Origin of the sequence: Aminomonas paucivorans DSM 12260 (assembly GCF_000165795.1) — a bacterium.
Classification (GTDB): Bacteria; Synergistota; Synergistia; order Synergistales; family Synergistaceae; genus Aminomonas; species Aminomonas paucivorans.
This window is the reverse complement of the sequence record NZ_CM001022.1, coordinates 1,633,636-1,647,890: the sequence shown is the minus strand read 5'-3', so window position 1 is coordinate 1,647,890 and position 14,255 is coordinate 1,633,636. Positions and strand designations below refer to the sequence as shown.

Below are 14,255 nucleotides of genomic sequence, written 5' to 3'. Positions count from 1 at the left end.
GGAGAGGCATGCTCAACCGAATGACCGTGCAGGCCCTGCGCCAGATCTGTGCCCCCTCGGCGACGAATCCCTTTCCTGCGAAGCACATGCCCGAGAGCCTGTGCGGGTTTCTGCGGGATGTGGCGGAGGGGAAGCGGTCCCTGTGTCCCCCCGTGGAGCCTCCCGAGGGCTATCGAGGGCGCATTGCCTACGACCGGGGAAAGTGCATCGGCTGCCGTCTCTGCATCAAGGTCTGCCCCGCCAACGCCATTGAGTTCGTTCCCGAGGAAAAGAAGATCCGGATCCACGTGGATCGTTGCTGCTTCTGCGAGCAGTGCACCGAGATCTGTCCCGTGTCCTGCCTTTGGATGACCCGAGAGTGCCTGGTTTCCGGGACGGATCGTCGGGAGCAGGTGGTGGTGGATTCCGGGCCGAAGCCATGAACGTCCGGGTCCTGCTTACCGGAGGCACCATCGCCAGCGGTTTCCGGGAGGGAGGAGCGGAGCCCGACGGAGCTACGGCCCGCTCCCTGGTGGGGCTGCTGGACAGCTTCTTTCGGGAGAGGGGCGTGGTCCCCCTCTTCCGTTCCCTCTGGGGAGAGGCGGGATTGGACAGCTCCGACCTGGATCCGGGGCATTGGGTGGCCCTCACCCGGGAGGTGGCGGAGGCCCTGGAGGAAGGGTGTGGGGGCGTGCTGATCCTCCACGGCACGGACACCATGGCCTATACCTCCGCGTGGCTTTCCCTGTGCCTCGCGGGGGTGCCCGTTTCGGTGGTGCTCACGGGAAGCCAGTTCACCCGAGACTTCACCCCCGAGGACGGGAGCGTGAACCTTCGGGGGGCGGCCCAGGTCCTCTGCTCCTCCTTTCCCGGGGTGTGGCTGTACTTCAACTGGAAGCTCATTCCCGGGGCTCGAGCCCACAAGGCCCGGGCCAGCCACCCCGATGCCTTCGTTTCCACCAACGGCATCCCCGTGTACTTCAACCCCGAGTGGGGGCTTTCCTCCTCCTTCGAGCACCCCAAGAAGACCTGGAACCCCGGGAAGGACCTGCGGGCGCTGCTTGCCCACACCCCGGAAACGGCTCGTGCGGTCTGTTCCCGCATGGGGTGGCACTTCTGCTTTCCCGGGTGCGGGCTCTGTCTTCGGGGGGACGAAGAGGTGCTGGGGCTGGTGGGCTACGGGGCGGGCAACGTGCCCCAACGTCTTCTGCGGCAGGTGGAGGAGACCTACGCGAAAAGGGATCGCAAACCCCTGATCCTGGCGTGCAGCCAGGCGGAAGGGGATTTCAAGAACCCGGGAGCCTACCGGAACGTGGGGATCGCTTCCCTGAGCCGGTCGGGGTTTCGGGTCTTCAGCCAGATGGACAGCCCCCTGGAGTTCGTCCACGCCCTGGGATGTTTCGCCCTGCTGGCGCGTCCCGAGGCTCCGGAGGACGTGCTGTCCCGGCATCTGAAGACCTTTTCCTGACGGGAAGGGAAGAGGGGCGGCCGAAAAAGGGCGAGGCTCCCCTGGGGGGAGCCTCGCCCTTGTGCTTTCCTGCTTTTGCCCGCTTTCCCCTCTGCCTCAGGCCAGACCGTAGTGCTCCAGGCGTCTTCGGCACTCCTCCGGCCCCAGCAGCTGGGCCACCTCGAAGACCCCCGGGCTCACCTTCCGCCCCGTCAGGGCCCACCGCAGGGGCATGGCGATCTCTTTCAGGGACAGCCCTTTCTCCTCGGACCAGGTCCGGGCAAAGGCCTCCATCGTCTCTCCCTCCCAGGGGCGGCAACCTGTCAGCCAGGCATCGTAGAAAGGTCGCAGGCGCGATCGGGTCTCCTCCGTCAGATCCCCTCCCTCGTAGCGGGTCGTCACGGCGTCGAAGCTCAGGAGGTAGTCCGTGTACTCCGCCAGCTGGCGGGTGGTCTGTCCCCGACCGGCAAGGAGGGTGAGGGCCTTTTCCAGATAGACATCCTCGAAACGGTCCGGATCCAGCCCCAGTTCCGTCCAGAAGGGGCGGATGGTGGCGAGGCGCCGGTGGGGTTCCATTCTCTTCAGGTGTTCCTGGTTCACGTGGTTCAGCTTGTCCAGGTCGAAAACCGCCGCTCGCTTGGTCACCCGGCCCAGATCGAAGAGGGTCACCGCCTCCTCCCGGGAGAGGATCTCCTGGTCTTCCCCCGGGGACCATCCCAGGAGAGCCAGAAAGTTGAAGACTCCGTCGGGCAGGTAGCCCAGGTCGTGGTACTCGAAGACGCTGGTGGCCCCGTGGCGCTTGGAGAGCTTCTTCTTGTCCTTTCCCAGGATCATGGGCAGATGGGCGAAGGACGGGGGTTCCCACCCCAGGGCGCGGTAGAGGAGGAGCTGCTTCGGGGTGTTGATCACGTGGTCCTCCCCCCGGATGACCCAGTTGATGCCCATGGTGTGGTCGTCCACCACCACGGCGTAGTTGTACGTGGGCATGCCGTCCCGCTTGAGGATCACGATGTCCTTGATGGACCCGTCCTGGTTCACCGAGGCCTTCGCGCTGTCCACTTCGATGTGCCCGTACACCCGGTCTTCGAACCCCAGGCGGAGCCCTGCCGGGATGCGGTAGAGCACCGCCCCGTCCTCCTCGTAGGCCACACCCTGATTCAAAAGCTCCTCGGCATGGCTCCGGTACAGGTCCAGGCGCTCCGACTGGCGGTAGGGTCCGAAGGCTCCCCCCACGTCGGGGCCCTCGTCCCAGTCCAACCCCATCCAGCGCATTCCGTCCAGGATGGTCTCCTCGAAGGCCTGAGTGGAGCGTTCCCGATCCGTGTCCTCGATGCGCAGGACGAACCGTCCCCCGTTGTGGCGCGCCCAGAGCCAGTTGAAAAGGGCCGTGTGGGCTCCGCCGATATGCAGGGAGCCCGTGGGGCTCGGGGCGAAACGCACCCGCACCGTCTCCTGTGTCATGCCGCTTCCTCCTTTGTGAGGGTTTCCTGAGTATACTGAACCAAGCTCGTGGCCCCCGCCTTCCTCGGTCGCCGGGCCGACGCATCATTATAACCTTGCGCTTCTCGAACGGAGGTCTTTTCATGGATGAACCCCGCTTTCTTCTGGTGGACGGTCACGGCCTCGCCTTTCGGGCCTTCTACGCCCTCCCGGAGCTTTCCGCTCCCGACGGGACGCCGGTCCATGCGATCCTGGGTTTTCTCAACATGCTCCAGAAGGTCTTGGAGGAGCAGCGACCCCAGGGATGGGGGCTCTTCTTCGACCCCAAAGGGGAGACGGAGCGCAAGAAGATCTATGGGGACTACAAGTTGGGGCGTCGGCCCACCCCGGAGGGCTTCAAGATCCAGTTGCCCCTGCTGCTGGAGCTGCTGGAGGCCCTGGGGCACCGGGTGCACGTTCGGGAGGGCGTAGAGGCGGACGATCTCATTGCCTCCACAGCCTTGTCCCTGGGGAAGGGGCGAGAGGCCCTGGTCCTCTCTGCCGACAAGGATCTTCTCCAGGTACTCTCCCCGGGGGTAAGGGTGATGCGTCCCCAAAAGGGGGTCTCGGAGTTCCGGCTTTTCGATGAAGCCCTCTTTCGGGAAGAGTACGGATTTGCCCCCTCCGCCATGGCGGACTACCTTGCCCTGACGGGGGACGCGGTGGACCACATTCCCGGAGTTGCCGGAATCGGGGACAAGGGAGCCCGCGCCCTGGTGTCCCATCACGGGAGCCTGGAGGGGATCTATGCCCACCTGGGGGAGCTGCCCAAGGGGCAGAGGGGCAAGCTGGAGGAGGGAAGGGAGCAGGCCTTCGCAAGCCGTGCCCTGGTGGTCCCCCTGCCCACGGAGGCAATCCCGGCGGAAGGGTTGATCCCTGCCCCGAGGGACGATGAGCGAGCCCGGACCCTCTGCAGCCGCCTCGGACTGAAGCAGCTGCTGAAAAGGCTGGGGTTGGGGCAGGAGGGTACTTCCCCCGGCCAGGGGACCGGTGCTCCCGCAGCCTCCGTCGTCCGGAAAGGCGCCCCCGTGTCCCTGGAAGAGGTCCTGGCGGCCTCCCGCCTGGCGGTGCTGTGGGAAAGGAAAGGGGATTCCCCGGTCCATCCCCGGATGGGGGAAGTGGCTCTGGTTCTTCCGGATGGGCGGAACTGGCGGGGAGAACTTCCCGAGGGCTTCCCCCTGGGGGAACGGCTTCGGGGCAAGCGGTGCCTTTTCTGGGGCTATAAGGAGTGGTGTGCCCTGGAAGGTCGGGAGGGGGAGCCGGAGGAGGGGGTGGAGGACCTGAAGCTGGTCCACTATGCCCTGCACCCGGACCGGGGGGAGAGCGCGGGCCGGGGGCTTCCTCCGGGGACGGAGAATCCCTTCGCCCTCCTGGAGACGCTTTGCGAGGAACCTCTTTGGCCCTCCGTGGCTCCTTTGGTGCGGGACCTGGACCTGCCCCTGGCTCCGGTGCTGGCCCGGATGGAGAGCCGCGGGATCGGGGTGGACGAGGGGGCGTTGGCCTCCCTGGACGTCCGCCTGGAGGGGCGCTCCCGAGAACTGGAGGCTCTGGTCCGCGCCGAGGCGGGGGAGGAGGTGAACCTCCAGTCTCCCAAGCAGATGGCGGCGCTGCTCTTCGAGAGGCTGGGGCTGCCGCCCCTGAAGAAGACCAAGACGGGGTTTTCCACCGATGTGGGGGTGTTGGAGGAGTTGGCGAAGCTTCCGGATCCCCTTTCGAGAGTCCCTCGCCACCTCCTGGAGCACCGGGAGGTGGCGAAGCTGCGCACGGGGTTCGTGCAGCCTTTTTTAAAGCAGGCTCACCGGGACGGGGGGCACATCTACTCCACCTTCGAGCAGACTGCCACGGGGACGGGGCGCCTCTCCAGCCGGGACCCCAACGTGCAGAACCTGCCGGTTTTCGGGGAATGGGCGGAGGCGTTTCGCCGGTGCCTCGTGCCCACGTCCCCGAAGGACCGTTTCCTGTCGGCGGACTACTCCCAGATTGAACTCCGGGTGTTGGCGCACCTTTGCGGGGAGCCCCGGCTGGTCCAGGCCTTCGAGGCGGGACGGGACATCCATCGGGAAACCGCATCGTGGGTGTACGGCGTGGCGGCGGAGGAGGTGTCTGCCGAACAGCGTCGATTCGCCAAGGTGGTGAACTTCGGTCTCCTCTACGGGATGAGCGCCCACGGACTGGCCCAGCGAATGGGGGTAGGGCGACCCGAGGCCGCCCAGATCATCGACCGGTACTTCTCCGTGCTCCCCCGGGTTCGGGAGTACCTGGAGGAGACGGTGCGGGAGGCGAAGGCCCGAGGGTACACCGTCTCCCTATTCGGTCGCGTGAGGCCCCTTGGGGAGGTCTCCACGGTGGAGGGACGGGGCGGGGGAGCCCTGGATCGGGTGGCGGTGAATTCTCCCATCCAGAGCACCGCCGCGGACATCGCCAAGGTGGCCATGGTGGACCTGGAACGGCGCCTGCGGGGTTCGGGCCTTCCCGTTCGTCTGGTCCTGCAGGTCCACGACTCCCTGGTCTGTCAGGTTCCGCAGGAAGCCTTGGAGGAGGCGGCGTCGCTTCTGAGGGACGTCATGGAACGGGCTGTCACCCTCTCCGTGCCGCTGGAGACGGTGACGAAGGCGGGCAGCTCCCTGGCAGACCTGTAGGGAGGTTTTGACACTCCAGGAGAGGGAGCGTATCATAGCTTCGTTTGACCATCAGGAAATCCTTAAGGGGGAAGAGAAGCCGTGGTAATGAAATACCTCCGGACAAACGTGCGGTGGATCATGATCACCGTGGTGGCTTTATTTGTGGTCTCCTGCTTCGCTGGCTATGGAATGTACTCCCGCGGGCAAGGGCAAGGCGGCGGGATGAGGGACTATGCGGTCGCCGAGGCCGGGGGCAAGAAGATCATGCGCTCGTCCCTGGAGAAGGGCATGCAGGAGATGGCGGAGCAGTTCGGGAACCAGCAGATCACCTCTGCAGATCTGCCCCTGCTGCGCAAGGCGGTGCTGGACAACATCGTGGTCTCCGAGCAGCTCCTTCGGGAGGTGGAGAACCAGAAGATCACCGTGGGGGACGACGAAGTGGCCACGGCCCTGAAGCGGATCCAGGACCAGTTCCCCACGAAGGAAGCCTACATGCAGTATCTCCAGCGTTCCAACCTTTCCGAGAAGGACGTGAAGGCACGCCTGCGGGAGCAGATTGCCCAGCAGAAGCTGATGGAGAAGGTCAGCGCAGGGGCGTCCGTGGACATCGTGGATGCCCGGAAACTCTACGATGCCATGAAGGACATGATGTTCCGGCGTCCCATGGGCTACACGGTGAACGTGGTCACCTTCCGTTCCGAGAGCGTGGCGAAGGAAGCCCGGCAGAAACTCCTGGCGGGGGAGAAGTGGGACGACGTGTTGAAGGCCTGTTCCGGGGACATCGGAAACTCCACCCCCTACTCCAAGCCCGTCTTCATTCCCGATCGGGAGCTGGCCTCGGACCTTCAGGTCATCCGCACCCTGGGGATCGGAAAACTGACCCCCCTGGTGCGCATCACCAGCGACGACATCCTTCTGGCGGTGAAGCGCACCAAGGAAGCCGAGCGGGTCCTGCCCTTCGCCGAGGTGAGCGGGGACATCGAACAGACCCTCCTTGCCCAGAAGAAGCGGGAGCTTCAGGGGGCCTACTTCGAAGAACTGAAGAAGAAGGCGGGAGTGAAGGTCCTGGACCCGAAGCTCTTCGAGGTGGAGAAACCCGCGTCTGCGGACGCCAAGCCGGTAAGCGGGGAGTGATCTTTCCGCCCTTCTCCCGGGTCGAAGGCGGGAAAGGCCGAGATTTCCGGTGAGAGCGGGAGTTTTTCTTGACAGGATCCGGGGGCCGAAATAAAATAGGTCCCGCGTGATCGGGGTGGGATGGCCGAGTCGGCTGAAGGCACTCGCCTGCTAAGCGAGTAGGGTGGCTAAAACCGCCCTCCAGGGTTCGAATCCCTGTCCCACCGCCACATAGCGGTTTACGCGCCGGTAGCTCAACTGGATAGAGCATCGGACTACGGATCCGAAGGTTACGGGTTCAAATCCTGTCCGGCGCGCCACTTTTTGAAAGGGGAGACGACCCAGTCGTCTCCCCTTTCGCCATTCTCCCTTACCGAAGAACGGAGAGACAGCCCCAGGCCCCGAGGCCCAGAAGCACTGCGGCGGTTCCCTTTTGAAGAAAACGAAGGGCCCCGGAGGGCAGCACCCTCCGGGAGGCGTGGGCCGAGCAGGACAGGAGGATCCACCAGGCCAGGGAGCCCAGGAAGAGATAGCCCGCGAAGGCCAATGCGTAGGGCAGCCCCCGGGCCTCTGCGGGTTTCGTGGTGGCGAAGAGGGCTCCCATGGAGAGGATGGTGATGGGGTTTGCCACGGTGAGGGCAAAGGAAGAGAGGGCGTCCCCCGCAAGGGAACCTCGGGAGGTGTCCTTGGGGGAGTCGGTGGCGGTCGAGGAAGACGTCAGGGCCTTCCACCCCAGGTAAAGCAGCAGCCCGCCTCCCAGCAAGCGAAGGGGATCTCCCAGGGCCGCAGCCTGGCGGGTGAGGCCTGCGGTCCCCAGGGAACCCAGCAGGGCGTACAGGCCGTCCGCCGCGGCGGTTCCCAGTCCCGTGGCCAATCCCGAGTGGACCCCCCTTCGAAGGGAACGATCCAGACACAGCAAACCCATGGGGCCCGGAGCAGCGGCGATGGCGAACCCCAGGAGAATCTCCCGAAGCCCCGTCATGGCCCGACCCCCTCGGATCGTTCTTCGCGAAGCGGGAGGAGAGGGCTTTCCTTTTCCGTGGAGAGGACCACCTGGGTACGGGTGCGCAACACCCCTCGCAGCCCCTTGATCCGGTCGCTGATCAGCCGATCGAGGCTTTTGAGGTCAAAGGTGCGGACTTTGAGGAGGTAGTCCTCTTCTCCCGCCAGGTGATGGCACTCCTGTACCTCCCGCCAGGAGGCTATTGCCTCAAGAAAAGGTTTTCGATGTTGGGGGCGCTGCAGGGTGACACCCACGAAGGCGAGGACCGCGTAGCCCATGGATTCCTCGTCCACCCGGGCGGAGAATCCCAGAAGGGGGCCTTTTTCGCCCAACCGTCGCACCCGGTCCGCCACCCCTGGGGGGGTGAGGCCCACGCTTTTGCCCAACTCCGTCCAGGAGAGCCGTCCGTCCTCCAGGAGAAGGTGGAGAATCTTGAAATCCAAAATATCCATCCGAATCATCTCGCTTTATTGTAGATTTAGACCCATGGTATTCTTGTTTGCGTGAAAAGTCCAGGGGGGGTGAAGGGATGCTCGCATGGGAGCCCTTGCGGTTGGGCGGACGGCTCTACGGGGGGGTGCGCTGGGAACCGGCGGAAGAGGTGACGCCGCGAGGGCGGGTCTTGATCCTCCACGAATTCGACGGATTGGGGCCCGAGAGCCTGTGGCTCCTTCGGGAATGGCGTGCCCGGGGATGGGGCGGAGTCGCGGCGGACCTTTACGGGGTGTCCCTCCGCCCCCGATTTGCGGGAGAGGCGGCACTGAGGGCCCGGGCTCTTCGGGAGCTTCGTGGTCCCCTTCGGGCGCGGGTCCGAGGTTGGTGGGAGCATCTGCTCACTCTCCCGGGCTACCGGGAGGAATCCCTCCTGCTCTTCGGTTCCTCCTTCGGGGGACACGCGGTGCTCGAAGGCCTTCGGGCGGGCCTTCGTCCCCTGGGAGCCCTGACGGTCTACGGGTACCTGGATCCGTCCCCGGAAGGGCTTCCGGGGGATGTCCCTCTTCTGGCGATTGTGGCCGGCAAGGATGCGGTGGTGCCCCCGGAGAACGGGGGATCCTTCCTGGCCGATTGGGGCATGCGGGGGACCCCCGGGCGAGGGGTGCTCTTTCCCGGAGCCCCTCACGGGTTCCTTCGCCCCGGAAGGAGTCCGGAAGGCCGTGTCTGGGCGAAGAGGGCATGGTGTGAGGTGGATCGTTTTCTTTCGGATCTGGAGCGGGGGGAGTGGAGTCGATGAAGGAGACCTGGAGGATGGTGGCGACCCTGGGGCTGGGCTACTTCGCCCTCTTCGGGGTGTCCAACGTGTACTACCTTCTTCCCCAATACCTGAGCCACGCGGGGGTGGGTTCCTCCCAGCAGGTGGGCTGGATCGTGGGGGCCTTCTACATGGCCACCACCTTCTCCCGCCCCTTCGGGGGAGGGCTGGTGCGCCGGATGGGGTTCCGGCGCCTTTTCCGGTGGGGCGGCCTGCTGGGAATCGCGGGGGCCCTGGGCTTTGCCCTTGTGGGTTCCTACACGCCGGGGCTGTTGCTTTTTCGTGTGATTTTAGGGGTTTCCCAAACCCTTTTTGTGGTGGGATTCACTACCTATCAGGGGCTGGTGATCCCCGAGTCTTCCCGGGGGGTGGCCTTTTCCGCCATCTCAGCGGGAGGGATCCTCCCTCTGATGACCCTGGTGCCCCTGGGGGATCTCTTTCTGCAGCGGGGGTACGACGTTGCCTACCTGCTGGTGCCCCTCGCTGCGGCTCTGGGGGTGTTCTACCTGGGGGAGCGGCTCCCGGAACAGTCTCTCCGGGGGAGGGGAAGAGAGGGATCATTGGTAGGGGTGCTGCGAAACCCCTCCCTGCGCCTGCTCTGTCTGTCATCCTTTTGTTTTTCCCTGGGCGATGCCTGTCTGGTGGTGCTTGCCTCCCTGGCCCAGTCCCGGGGTGTGCTGGTCTCTGCCTTCTTCATGGCCAACGCCTCCGTGGCCGCGGGGATCCGTCTCTTCGGCGCCCGCCTGCTGGACCGGCTTCCCCGCCGGCACCTGGCCGCTCCGGCCATGGCTGGCCTGGCCTTGGCCCTCTTCGGGTGTACCTGGGCCACCGGCAATGGGGCCATGGCCTTCTGGGGAGGGGTGTTCGGCGTCGCCATGGGATGGGGTTTCCCCCTGCACATGGCCCTCATCGCCGATCTGGCCACCCCTGAGGAGCGTCCCCATGCCTCCGCCATGGTGTGGTTCGCCATGGGGGGTTCCTTTGCCCTGGTGCCCGTCCTCATGGGGTATGGGGTGGACTGGCTGGGCGCCGAGGGGAGCTTTCGCGGGTTTGCCGGGTTTCTGTTGCTCCTGAGCTTGGGTTTGGGGGTTCTGTGGGAGCGGGACCTTCGGCGCCATCCGGGGAGACCCGTCCCCACGGGTTCATGAGGCCGTGAGAAAAGAGAATCCTTGACCCTTCGATGATTCAGGGAAACAATAGCAGAAAGGAAAGGGGTGTTGGAGTGTGGATGGTGCGCCTTTGAAGGGCTGTAAGGTCGGTTTCGCAGGCATCGGGGTCATGGGGGCTAGCATGGCTAGGCATCTGCAGAGGGCCGGAGCGGATCTGGTGCTCCACAACCGCAGCGACAACCCCCGACTGACGGAGCTGGTGGCCGCAGGAGGACGGAGGGCTGCATCCCCGCGGGAGCTGGCGGAGGAGTGCGACGTGGTATTCACCATGCTGGGGTTTCCCTCGGATGTGGAGGAGGTCTACCTGGGGGCGGACGGGCTGCTCTCCTCGGCCCGGGCCGGCGCTGTCCTGGTGGATTGCACCACGTCTAGCCCCGCCCTGGCGGAGAGGATCCACCGGGCGGCGGCGGAGCGGGGTGTGGAGGCTCTGGATGCCCCTGTCACGGGGGGAGACGTGGGGGCTCGAGAGGGGACCCTCTCCATCCTTGTAGGGGGAGGCGCGGAACCCTATGAGCGGGTTCTCCCCTTCCTGCAGCGCATGGGGAAGCTCGTGGTGCGGCACGGCGAAGCCGGATCGGGACAGAGGGCCAAGCTGGTGAACCAGATCCTGGTGGCTGCCTCCATGTTGGGGGTGTGCGAAGCCTTCGGTTTTGCCCTGAGATTGGGGCTGGACCCCCAGAAGCTCTTCGAGAGCCTGGCGGGGGGCGCCGCAGGCAGCTGGTCCTTGAACCACTTGGCCCCGAGGATGCTCCAGGGGGATTTTGCCCCGGGATTTTACGTGAAGCACTTCATCAAGGATCTTCGCCTTGCCCTGGAAGAGGCGAAAGGGCTGGGCATGGAGACCCCCGTGGTGGATGCGGCCCTTCGGGTCTACGGGATCCTGGCGGATCAGGGGAAGGGTAACCTGGGGACGCAGGCGCTCTGGACGCTTTACGCGCCCACTCGCTGAAGGCCAGAGGCTTGGGGGAGGCGAAAGCCCCGATGGGGGTTTCCGCCTCCCCCAAGGACTAGACCGGGTCGACGTACCGAAGGACAAGCTCCCTTCCCTGGGTTTCCACTACGACGGTTCCTCCTTCCCTCAGTTCGCCCCGGAGAAGCGCCTTGGCGATGGGGGTTTCCAGAAGCCGCTGGAGGGTTCTCTTCAGCGGCCTGGCCCCATAGACCGGATCGTATCCGTCCCGGGCGATCTGCTCTTGCGCCTGCGGGGTGATCTCCAGGCAAATGGAGCGATCCGCCAAACGACTGCGCAGCTGGTCCGCCAAGAGAGAGACGATCCGGACGATTTCTCCGACCTGCAGGGGTTTGAAGAGGACGATGTCGTCCAGGCGATTCAGGAACTCTGGGCGGAAGTGTTCCTTCAGGGCTCCCAGCACCCGATCGCGAGCCTCCGGGCGGATCTCTCCCTCCGGGCTCACCCCCCCAGAGGAGAGGAAGGGGGCGCCGATGTTGCTGGTGAGGATGACCACGGTGTTCTTGAAGTCCACGGTCCTTCCGTGGCTGTCCGTGGCTCGTCCGTCGTCCAGGATTTGCAGGAGGGCGTTGAACACGTCGGGGTGCGCCTTCTCGATCTCGTCAAAGAGCAGCACCGAGTAGGGACGCCGCCGAACCGCCTCGGTGAGCTGTCCTCCTTCGTCGTAACCCACGTAGCCCGGGGGTGCTCCGAAGAGCCGGGAAACGGAGTGTTTCTCCATGTATTCCGACATGTCCAGGCGCACCAGGTTTTCCTCCGAATCGAAGAGGGCCTGCGCCAGGGTCCGGGCCAGCTCCGTCTTGCCCACCCCCGTGGGGCCGAGGAACAGGAAGGACCCGATGGGGCGGCGGGGATCCTTCAGCCCGGAGCGGGCCCGGAGGACCGCGTCGGTCACCAGGCGAACCGCCTCGTCCTGTCCTACCACCCGCTGGTGGAGGATTTCCTCCAGGCGCAGCAGTTTCTCCCTCTCTCCCTCCTCCAGCCGGGAAACGGGGATGCCCGTCCAACGGCTCACGATGCCGGCGATCTCCTCTTCCGTTACCTCCTCCCGGAGCAGGCGGCTTCCCCCTGCCGAGCGGCCTGGGAGATCCTCCTTTTCCCGCAGCTTCTTCTCCAGCTCCGGGAGTTCTCCGTGTCGCAGCTGGGCGGCCAGGTTCAGGTCATAGACCCGTTCGGCCTGTTCGATCCGTCGCCGGGTCTCCTCGATTTCCTTTCGGAGTGCCCGCACTTCGGCGATGGCCTGCTTTTCCCGTTCGTACTGAGCCTGAAGCTCGTCGGCCACGCTCCTCTGGTCCGCCAGTTCCCGCCGGATCTGGCCGAGCCGCTCCCTGCTGGCCTTGTCACTCTCCTTCCCCAGGGCCGCCTCCTCGATCTCCAGCTGCATGACCCGGCGCAGCGCCGCGTCCAGTTCTGCAGGCATGCTGTCGATTTCCGTGCGGATCTGGGCGCAGGCTTCGTCCACCAGATCGATGGCCTTGTCGGGGAGGAAGCGGTCGGAGATGTACCGTTGGGAAAGCACCGCTGCCGCCACCAAGGCGTTGTCCTGAATCCGCACCCCGTGGTGCACCTGGAAGCGGTCCTTCAGTCCTCGAAGGATGGACACCGTGTCCTCCACATCCGGCGGCTCCACGAGAACGGGTTGGAAGCGCCGTTCCAGGGCGGCGTCCTTCTCGATGTGGGTGCGGTACTCCTCCAGGGTGGTGGCCCCGATGCAGTGCAGCTCGCCCCGCGCCAGCATGGGCTTGAGCATGTTGCCCGCGTCCAGGGCTCCCTCCGCCTTGCCCGTTCCCACGATGGTGTGGAGTTCGTCGATGAACAACAACACTCGGCCTTCGCTGCGTTTCACCTCTCCCAGGACCGCCTTGAGGCGTTCCTCGAACTCTCCCCGGTATTTGGCCCCGGCCAGCAGCGCTCCCATGTCCAAGGCCACCAAGGTGCGATCCTTCAGGCCCTCGGGCACGTCCCCCTTCAGGATTCGCTGCGCCAGTCCTTCCACGATGGCCGTCTTCCCCACTCCCGGTTCCCCGATGAGCACGGGGTTGTTCTTTGTCTTCCGGCTGAGGATGCGGATCACCCTTCGAATCTCCTCGTCCCGTCCGATCACGGGATCCAAGCGGTTTTCCCGGGCCAGGCGCACCAGATCCTGTCCGTACTTCTCCAGAGCGTCATAGGTCTCCTCGGGAGTGGAGCCCGTAACTCTCTGGTTGCCCCGAACCTCCGCCAGGGCTGCCAGAAACCGATCCCGGTCCACCCGGAAGGTGCGAAGGATGTGTCCCGCCCCCGTGCTGTCCCCTTCCTCCAAAAGGCGCAGAAAGAGGTGCTCCACGGATACGTAGTCGTCCTTCATCCGTTTTGCTTCGTCCTCCGCTTCCACGAGAAGTTTGGAGAGCCGCGGGGTAAGGTAGATCTTCCCCGCCTCCACACCGCTTCCGGAAACGCGAGGACGTCGGGCCAAGTCCTTTTCCGTCTCCTGCAGGAGGCCGGGCACAGACACGCCGGCCCTTTCCAGCAGTCGAGGGATGAGCCCTTGCTCCGGAAGGAGAAGGGCCAGGAGAAGGTGTTCCGGTTCCGTCCCCTGGTGTCCCCTTCGCAGGGCTTCGTTTTGAGCATCCATCAAGGCTTCCTGAGATTTTTGGGTCAAGCGCTGCAGGTCCATGAGACCACCTCCTAAGCCGATTGTTCTTTGACCAAAAGTGACGATGAAAACATATCACGAACGTCAGGATAGGTCAACATCCTTTCCGTTGGAAAATTGCGCGTTCCACAAAAATATGAAGGCCACATCATGAATCTGCCCCAACGGTCTTGACAGGGCGGAATGAAAGGTTTATGGTGAGAAACGTCGATAGGCGCCATCGACATCATTTTTTCCTGTGGGAGGCAACGTATTGAAGACCAACGGAACGGTAAAATGGTTCAACGCCACGAAGGGGTATGGGTTCATCACCACTGAAGATGGCAAGGATGTTTTTGTCCACTTCAGCGCCATCCAGGGCGACGGTTTCAAGACCTTGGATGAGGGTCAGCGGGTTTCCTTCGAGGTTACCCAAGGCAGCAAGGGCCCCCAGGCTTCCGACGTCGAGAAGCTTTAGGCCTTCTGGTGCGGTCGTTTCTTCCGTTTGCCATCCACGCTCGAACGTTCTTATTCGTTCCTCTTCCACTGTAGCGTTTGAACGTTCCGCATGAAGCGACAGCGGGGCGGACCTTCGGGTCCGCCCCGCTTCT

12 protein-coding genes and 2 tRNA genes are annotated in these 14,255 nt (G+C 64.6%); 10 read left to right on the top strand and 4 right to left on the bottom strand.

The features are described 5' to 3' along the window. Positions 1-8: 8 nt before the first annotated feature. Entirely contained in the window at positions 9-422 is a 414-nt protein-coding gene (locus APAU_RS07745) for a 4Fe-4S binding protein (RefSeq protein ID WP_006301157.1), read from the top strand. Then, positions 419-1,447 carry an asparaginase domain-containing protein gene (locus APAU_RS07740; RefSeq protein ID WP_006301155.1) on the top strand — a complete coding sequence of 343 codons (1,029 nt, stop codon included), beginning with the start codon at positions 419-421 and terminating at the stop codon, positions 1,445-1,447. The genes APAU_RS07745 and APAU_RS07740 overlap by 4 nt, the downstream gene beginning before the upstream one ends. A gap of 96 nt (positions 1,448-1,543) precedes the next feature. On the opposite strand, the gene APAU_RS07735 is transcribed toward APAU_RS07740, so the two are convergent. After that, positions 1,544-2,887: a glutamate--tRNA ligase gene (locus APAU_RS07735; RefSeq protein WP_006301153.1), complete on the bottom strand. Its 1,344-nt coding sequence runs from the start codon at positions 2,885-2,887 to the stop codon at positions 1,544-1,546. 122 nt (positions 2,888-3,009) lie between these two features. Between APAU_RS07735 and APAU_RS07730 the strand changes: the two genes are divergently transcribed. From APAU_RS07730 to APAU_RS07715, 4 genes are all read left to right on the top strand, one after another. Next, complete coding sequence (locus APAU_RS07730; protein ID WP_006301152.1) at positions 3,010-5,544, top strand: DNA polymerase; 2,535 nt, start codon at positions 3,010-3,012, stop codon at positions 5,542-5,544. Between the two features lie 87 nt (positions 5,545-5,631). Next, complete coding sequence (locus APAU_RS07725; protein WP_232207714.1) at positions 5,632-6,660, top strand: peptidylprolyl isomerase; 1,029 nt, start codon at positions 5,632-5,634, stop codon at positions 6,658-6,660. A 114-nt stretch (positions 6,661-6,774) separates the two neighbouring features. Next, positions 6,775-6,869: transfer RNA gene (locus APAU_RS07720), tRNA-Ser, on the top strand. 13 nt (positions 6,870-6,882) lie between these two features. After that, positions 6,883-6,959: transfer RNA gene (locus APAU_RS07715), tRNA-Arg, on the top strand. A gap of 50 nt (positions 6,960-7,009) precedes the next feature. Here APAU_RS07715 and APAU_RS07710 read toward each other — a convergent pair. Together APAU_RS07710 and APAU_RS07705 are read right to left on the bottom strand one after the other, a co-directional pair. Next, positions 7,010-7,621, bottom strand: coding sequence for a LysE family translocator (locus tag APAU_RS07710; RefSeq protein WP_006301150.1), 612 nt, complete (start codon positions 7,619-7,621; stop codon positions 7,010-7,012). Next, a complete protein-coding gene (locus tag APAU_RS07705; RefSeq protein WP_156789461.1) occupies positions 7,618-8,103 on the bottom strand; it encodes an Lrp/AsnC family transcriptional regulator in 486 nt (161 codons plus the stop codon). Before APAU_RS07705 ends, APAU_RS07710 begins: the two co-directional genes overlap by 4 nt. A gap of 68 nt (positions 8,104-8,171) precedes the next feature. Here APAU_RS07705 and APAU_RS12605 point away from each other — a divergent pair, with 68 nt between their 5' ends. From APAU_RS12605 to APAU_RS07690, 3 genes are all read left to right on the top strand, one after another. Then, positions 8,172-8,873, top strand: a complete 702-nt coding sequence (locus APAU_RS12605) for a dienelactone hydrolase family protein (protein WP_006301148.1) — start codon at positions 8,172-8,174, stop codon at positions 8,871-8,873. After that, entirely contained in the window at positions 8,870-10,039 is a 1,170-nt protein-coding gene (locus APAU_RS07695) for an MFS transporter (RefSeq protein WP_040344988.1), read from the top strand. The genes APAU_RS12605 and APAU_RS07695 overlap by 4 nt, the downstream gene beginning before the upstream one ends. Before the next feature lie 76 nt (positions 10,040-10,115). After that, complete coding sequence (locus APAU_RS07690; RefSeq protein WP_269490169.1) at positions 10,116-11,009, top strand: NAD(P)-dependent oxidoreductase; 894 nt, start codon at positions 10,116-10,118, stop codon at positions 11,007-11,009. A 58-nt stretch (positions 11,010-11,067) separates the two neighbouring features. Here APAU_RS07690 and clpB read toward each other — a convergent pair whose 3' ends face one another. Beyond that, the gene (gene clpB / locus APAU_RS07685) at positions 11,068-13,686 is read right to left on the bottom strand and encodes an ATP-dependent chaperone ClpB (protein ID WP_006301145.1); all 2,619 of its coding nucleotides are present in this window, start codon (positions 13,684-13,686) and stop codon (positions 11,068-11,070) included. Positions 13,687-13,918: 232 nt separating this feature from the next. On the opposite strand from clpB, the gene APAU_RS07680 reads away from it, so the two are divergent. Further along, positions 13,919-14,122, top strand: coding sequence for a cold-shock protein (locus tag APAU_RS07680; protein WP_006301144.1), 204 nt, complete (start codon positions 13,919-13,921; stop codon positions 14,120-14,122). Positions 14,123-14,255 lie beyond the last annotated feature (133 nt).